Below are 6,224 nucleotides of genomic sequence, written 5' to 3'. Positions count from 1 at the left end.
TCCGGGGCGGGGGGGCGCGGGCCGCCCGGCGGGGGCGGCGCCCCCCCCCTACCCCCCGGCGGCGCCTGCCCGGCGGCACGCGGCCGGGTGCTTCGCATTACGCGCTGCTGGCACCGGCGCAGATCCTGCTGGTTGGCATCATCCTGCTGCCCGCGATCTACGTGGCCTGGATGAGCCTGCAGAAGGTGAGCTTCGGCGCCGACCCGGTCTTCGTCGGCCTGGAGAACTACCGCGCCCTGCTGGCCGATTCCGTGTTCTGGCGCGCCGCGTGGAACACCTTCCTGGTCGTCAATGCCGTGGTCTATGGCGAGCTGCTGCTCGGCCTCGGCCTGGCGCTGCTCGTCTCCGGCTGGATGCCGTACCGCAAGATCGTCATCGCGCTGCTGATCGCGCCCTATGCGATCAACGAGGTCTCGGCGGTGGCCATGTGGCGCTTCGTGCTAGAACCGGACATCGGCATGGTGAACTGGGCGATGCTGCAGGTCGGCCTCGGACAGCTCGACTGGTCCGCCGATCCGGCCGATGCGCTGGTGCTGGCGGCGCTGCTCAGCATCTGGATCCACACCCCCTTCACCTTCCTGATCCTCTACGCCGCGCTGCAATCCGTGCCGCAGGAGATCAAGGAGGCCGCGACGGTGGATGGCGCGAAGGCGTGGCAGTCCTTCCGCCATGTCACCCTGCCCTTCATCCTGCCCGCCCTGCTGGTCGCGCTGGTGTTCCGCTACATCACGGCGATGCGCATCTTCTCCGAGATCTGGCTGCTGACCGAAGGCGGCCCGGCGCGCATGACGGAGGTGCTGGCGGTCTATCTGTATCGCGCGGCGTTCCGCTACCACGAATTCGGTCTCGCCTCCGCAACGGCCTTCGCGATGGTGCTGCTCTCGCTCGCCGTCGCGGCGCCCTACCTCTATGCGGCCTGGCTCAGGATGTTCCGCCATGCGTAGGCCGGGGCCGATCGGGCGCGCGCTCCGGCTCTCGGGCGCTGCGGCGGCGATCGCGTGGTCCATCTTCCCGATCGCGATGGTGGTGCTGTCCTCCTTCAAGCCGCAGCGCGAGATCTTCGCCATCCCGCCGCAGCTGATCTTCGCACCGACCCTCGACAATTACCGGCGGCTGCTGACGGAATGGCCGGCCTTCTTCCCGAACATGCTCAACAGCCTGATCGTGACCACGGGCGCGACGCTGCTGACGGTGCTCTGCGCGACGCTCGCGGGCTATGTCTATGCGCGCTTCCGCGGGCGGATCCTGGCGCTATCGGCCTTCTTCATGGTGCTGGTGCGCATGCTGCCGCCCATCGTGGTGACGCTGCCGCTGTTCCCCTTCTTTTCCTGGCTGCAGGTGAACGACACGCATGGTGTGCTGATCGTGCTCTACGCCGCCTTCTTCGTGAGCCTCGCCACCTGGATCATGCGCGCCTTCATCGACCAGGTGCCGCGGGAGCTGGAGGAAGCGGCGCTGGTGGACGGCGCCGGGCTGTTCCAGGTGCTGCGCATGGTGGTGCTGCCGCTGGTGGTGAACGGCGTGGTCGCGGCCTCGCTCTTCGTGATCGTCTATGCCTGGAACGAGTTCATCTTCGCGCTGGTCTTCACCACGCGCATCGCCCGCACCACGCCCCTGGTGATGAGCGAGATGCTGAGCACGACGGATGGCGTGGACTGGGGCGTGCTGTTCGCGGCCGCGACGGTGCAGCTCGCACCGATCCTCGCCTTCATCCTCGCGGCGCAGCGCTACGTGATCGCGGGGCTGACCGCCGGCGCGGTGAAGGGCTGAAGCCCGGGCGCGCGCCCGGATGATGTCGCCGCGCACCGCGCCCGTCATCGGGTCGCATCCGAAGGCGGCGGCGTCCATGTCGAGCCGCGCCTCGGCACCGGCCATCGGCACTTGGCCATCCCGGAACGCGCGGGTCGGTCGGCGGCGGGCGGCGCGGACCACACCGCGACGAACACGCCCGACGAGTTGCGCGACAGGCATGGGACAGCGCCCTGGCGCGCCACGGACGGCATCGGCCCCTGACAGGACGCCATGCGAGCCGGTTCTTGCGCGCCGGCACTCGCTTTGCGGCCGATCATGTATTATGCCCGGTCGCGAGCGAGGCAATACGGAGCGGAGCGTGCGCGCGGTCGCGGTCGGTTTCCCGAAATCCGGCACCAGCACCATCTACGAGGCACTGCTCCACGCGGGCTTGCGCAGCGTGCATTGGACGCATCACGGCCAGCCGATCGGCAAGCTCGTCTATGACGGCTGGTTCGAGGAGGGCGATCCCTTCGCGCGGCTGCAGGATGTGGATGCCATCACCCAGATGGACTACTGCAAGCCGGCGAAGAAGCTGAACTACTGGCCGAACCTAGACCTGGCGCTGCTGGTGGCGATCCGTGAGCGGCACCCGGACTGCCTGCTGATCCTGAACACGCGCCCGGCCGAAGGCATCGCCAGCAGCATCGAGCGCTGGGGCGACATGCAGCACCGCATCGCCTCCCAGTACATCCCGGGCTTGCCGGCCGGGCGCGGGCGGACGCGCGCCGAACTGGTGCGCTGGATCGAGGGGCATTTCAACGCCGTCCGCGCGACCTTCCGCGACGATCCCGCCTTCCTCGAGCTCGACATCACCGCGCCGGACGCGGCGGATCGGTTGGGGGCTTCGCTCGGCATCCCGATCACCTGGTGGGGCCAGGCCAACACGAACCCCAAGCGCGAGCCGGAAAGCGGCCTTGCCGGCCTGGTCAAGCCGGCGCTGCGCCGCGCCCTGGCCCGCTTCCGCTGATCGGGCGCGAGACGCTCAGCCCTTCCACACCACGTTCGGGAAGCGGTGCTGCATGGAGAACTCGTACACCGCCCGGCACTTGTAGTAGCTGTTCGGGTAGAACAGCGTGCGCGTCCCCGCGAGCGCGCCCGAGACGCCGACATGCAGGCGGTCGGTATGCACCTCGTCGCAGGATTGCAGCGTGCGGATCATCGCCCGCGCCGCGTGGAAGGCGAGCGCGGGAGGCGCGACGCCGTATTCGAAGACCTGCGAGAGATCCACGTTGTCGGGCGGGATCGGCATCCCGCCGGCCTCGCCGTCGCGCCGGAAGCAGTGCAGCGTGCCGCCGGGCGCGCGCGCGGCCAGCCACGCCGCCTCCGGCCCCGGTCGGAGATAGCGCTTCACCGCGGCGAAGCCGGCATGCGGACGGTCCCGCAGCACCTGCTTCAGCACGAAGTCCCACAGCATCGCCGGGGCCGAGAAGGGATCGCGCCCGCTCATCAGGCGCTCGACGTCCAGGCTGAAGGCCATGTCGTCCATCAGCAGCGTCTGGTAGCGCCCGCCGCGGGAGGCGACATGCTCGTAGGACACGCGCTCCCGGCAGATCACGGTGACGTTGCTGCCGAATTCCTCGAGCAGCGGGTCCACGTCCTTGACGGTGTGCGGCAGGATGGTGAGGTGCTTCGCCTGGCGGTGGACGGCACGGACGGTGCGCGCGGCATGGGTGTCCGGCCCGACCAGGTTGCCCCCGCCGCCATAGAACACGATGCGCCCCTGCGCATCGAGCCGGCTGCGCGGCGGCGTCCTGTAGGAAAGGCCAACGGCATCCATGCGGTGATAGGTGCCGGCGGCGATCACGCTGTCGCCCGCATTGCCCGGGTTGGGCAGGTAGATGACCTCCTGCCCGCGGAACTGCGACAGGTAGTCCGCGATCTCCGATGCCATCTGTCGCCCGTATCCGCTTTCGTGAACTCGGTTGCCGCGGCCCGCCACGCAGGATGCCGCGCCACGCGCCGCGGCAGGCGGCGGACCGCGCGACGCCGCGCGATCAACCCATCCAGGTGACGTTGGGGAAGCGTTCTCTCATCGAGAACTCGTAGATTACCTTGCACTTAAAGTAATTGTTCGGGAAGAACAAGGTGCGCTTCTGCAGAAGGCCCGCCAGGATCGCGATCTGCAGACGATCGGTCCGGATCTCGTCGAAGCGCGACAGCAGGTCCAGCATGGTCCGCGCGGCGCGGAAGGCGACCGGCGCGGGTGCCACGCCGAAGGTCAGCTGCGCCGGGAGGTCGATGTTGTCGGGCGGGATCGCGATGCCCGTTGCCTCGTCATCGCCACGGAAGCAGTTCAGCACACCGCCGGGCGGACGCGCCATGAGGTCGGCGACGAGCGGGCCGGGGTTCAGGAAGCGCCGGAGATCCGCCAGCCCTGCCCTGGCATTGTCGTGCAGCAGGCTGGCGAGCAGGACGTCCGCGAGGGCGGAGGGCGACTCCGCACGCTCCTCGTCATGCGGCAGTTGCGCGACGTCCAGGCTGAAGGCCACGTCGTCCATCAGCAGCGTCTCGTAGCGGCGCGGCAGGCTGCTGATGTAGTCGAAGGTCATCGGCTCGCGCGCGACGACCGTCACGTTGCTGCCGAACTCGCCGAGCAGATCCTCCATCTCCCGGATGGTGTGCGGCAGGATCGTGAGGTGCTTGGCGGTGCGGTGCAGGTGCCGCAGCAGGCGCCGGGCTTCCCGGTGGTGCCCGTCGAGCACGCCGCCCCCACCATAGAGGACGAACTGCCCGGCCGCGTCGATGCGGCGTGTGCGCGGGGTACGGCAGCGCGCCCGGACGCGATCGAGCGCCTGATAGGTCGCGGCCGCCTTCAGACTGTTGCGGGCCCGCCCCGGGCTGGTGAAGAACAGCACGTCGCGGCCGGTGAACTGCCCGAGATATGTGTGGATGCTTGCCATCATGTCGGAACCGCGGGCACTCCGTTCACCGTGAAGTCTCATTCGTCGTGGATATTATCAACTTTTACGCCCATCGGTGGAAGCCGGCCAGCAGTTGCTTTTTCTGCAATGGCCCCGACCATCGATAGCACCCAACGCCACCCACACAACCATCCATCGGCGGTCGCCGCCAGCCGTGGCGATCCACGGTCGGCTCAGCGTGTCCCCGCCGGCCCGTCTCCATCGATCAGCGCCGCATATGCCCGGAACATGATTTCCTGATCGTAATCGCGCGCCGCCTTCTCCCGGTTGAGCCGCCCGAGACGATGCCGGAGCGCCGCGTCCTCGACCAGCGGGCGCAGCGCCGCGGCGAGCGCCGCGTGGTCGCGCCCAGCGATCTGCGGCGCGGCCTCCGGCGGCAGCATCACCCGCACATCGCCGACATCGGTCGCCGCCACGGCGATGCCGCTGGCCATCGCCTCCATCACCGAGAAGGGCATCTGCTCGGTGTCGGAGGACAGGGCGAAGAGATCCATCGCGCGGTAGGCGGCGGCCGGGTCCGGGACATGGCCGGCAAAGCGGGTCCGGTCGCCAAGCCCGAGCTCGTGGACGAGCCCTTCCAGCATCGCCCTTTCCGGCCCGTCGCCGATCAGCACCAGGCGGAAGGCCAGGCCCTGGTCGCGCAGCAGCGCCACGGCCCGCAACAGCCGCGCCAGGTTCTTCTCGGCCCGCAGCGCCGCGACGGTGCCGATGAGCGGCCCCTCACCCGGCACGGCGAGGTCGGCCGGCGGCCCGTCGGGCCGGAAGCGGGCCAGGTCCAGCCCGTTCGGGATGTGGTGCAGCCGCGCCTCCGGCAGGCGCCACGCTTCGCGCGCGGCGCGCAGCAGCACGGTCGAGGGCAGCGCCAACTCGCTCCGGCGCAGCACGAGGCGCCGCGTCAGCACGCGCCGCGGCTTCTGGCCCGCGGCCTCATCCGGCCCGAAGCCGTCCTCGGTGTGCAGGTGCCGCAGGCGTGGCGGCAGCAGGTTGGCGATCGCCCATTCGATGCTGCCCCAGTTGCTGGTCACCAGGGCCGACGGCCGCAGCCGGCGGATGATGCCGCGCGCCGTCAGCGCGGCGCGCAGCGGATCGAGGCCGCGCGCCACCGGGCGGGCGAGCAGGGCGAAGGGCACCTCCGGCCGCAGCCGCTCAGCGCAGCCGGTGTCGCCATCGAGCGCGACGATCGCATGCCGCCAGCGGGGCCCGAAGCGGTTGGCGAGCGCGCAGAACCGGACCTGGGCGCCGCCCACGGCGAAGCTCGGGAAGACGCTCAGCACCAGCGGCGCGTCGCCGGGGGGCAGCGGCAGGTCGGCGGGGGCCGTCACCGGCGCTGCCGCGCCGGCAGTTCCGCCAGCCCGAGGGCGGCGACCCGGCGGGCATTGCCTTCCCAGGTCAGGTCGCGCCGCAGCACCTCGGCCCGCGCCGCGGCGCCGCGCCGCGCGCGCCGCGCCGGGGCGGGCGCCACCCGCCGCACCCCCTCCCCCCTAGCGCCCGGGGGGGCGGGGGGGGGCC

6 protein-coding genes and 1 pseudogene are annotated in these 6,224 nt (G+C 70.5%); 3 read left to right on the top strand and 4 right to left on the bottom strand.

Going from position 1 to position 6,224, the window contains the following annotated elements; all coding sequences use genetic code 11:
* The 3 genes from AC1MIR_RS13575 to AC1MIR_RS13565 form a co-directional block, all read left to right on the top strand.
* Nucleotides 1–944: carbohydrate ABC transporter permease (locus AC1MIR_RS13575; RefSeq protein ID WP_480028678.1), on the top strand; the 944-nt coding region annotated here is incomplete at its 5' end.
* Nucleotides 937–1,770 carry a carbohydrate ABC transporter permease gene (locus AC1MIR_RS13570; RefSeq protein WP_480028677.1) on the top strand — a complete coding sequence of 278 codons (834 nt, stop codon included), beginning with the start codon at nt 937–939 and terminating at the stop codon, nt 1,768–1,770. The genes AC1MIR_RS13575 and AC1MIR_RS13570, both read left to right, overlap by 8 nt.
* A 340-nt stretch (nt 1,771–2,110) precedes the next feature.
* Nucleotides 2,111–2,761, top strand: a complete 651-nt coding sequence (locus tag AC1MIR_RS13565) for a sulfotransferase family protein (protein ID WP_480028676.1) — start codon at nt 2,111–2,113, stop codon at nt 2,759–2,761.
* 15 nt (nt 2,762–2,776) lie between these two features.
* On the opposite strand, the gene AC1MIR_RS13560 is transcribed toward AC1MIR_RS13565, so the two are convergent.
* The 4 genes and pseudogenes from AC1MIR_RS13560 to AC1MIR_RS13545 form a co-directional block, all read right to left on the bottom strand.
* Nucleotides 2,777–3,685 (bottom strand): hypothetical protein, encoded by a 909-nt coding sequence (locus AC1MIR_RS13560; protein WP_480028675.1) that lies wholly within the window; start codon nt 3,683–3,685, stop codon nt 2,777–2,779.
* A gap of 103 nt (nt 3,686–3,788) precedes the next feature.
* A complete protein-coding gene (locus tag AC1MIR_RS13555; protein WP_480028674.1) occupies nt 3,789–4,694 on the bottom strand; it encodes a hypothetical protein in 906 nt (301 codons plus the stop codon).
* Between the two features lie 194 nt (nt 4,695–4,888).
* Entirely contained in the window at nt 4,889–6,037 is a 1,149-nt protein-coding gene (locus tag AC1MIR_RS13550; protein WP_480028673.1) for a glycosyltransferase, read from the bottom strand.
* A pseudogene (locus tag AC1MIR_RS13545) lies at nt 6,034–6,224 on the bottom strand (hypothetical protein); the annotation flags it as partial. The gene AC1MIR_RS13550 and the pseudogene AC1MIR_RS13545, both read right to left, overlap by 4 nt.

The sequence above is a fragment of the Falsiroseomonas sp. RANM36 genome (assembly GCF_056682175.1).
Note: the sequence above shows the minus strand (reverse complement) of the source record. Positions and strands in the feature narration are given on the sequence as shown.

Excerpts from the sequence above, each read along its gene's own strand:
- AC1MIR_RS13560 (WP_480028675.1), bottom strand. The coding sequence starts at position 3,685 with ATGGCATCGGAGATCGCGGACTACCTGTCGCAGTTCCGCGGGCAGGAG.
- AC1MIR_RS13555 (WP_480028674.1), bottom strand. The coding sequence starts at position 4,694 with ATGGCAAGCATCCACACATATCTCGGGCAGTTCACCGGCCGCGACGTG.
- AC1MIR_RS13570 (WP_480028677.1), top strand. The coding sequence starts at position 937 with ATGCGTAGGCCGGGGCCGATCGGGCGCGCGCTCCGGCTCTCGGGCGCT.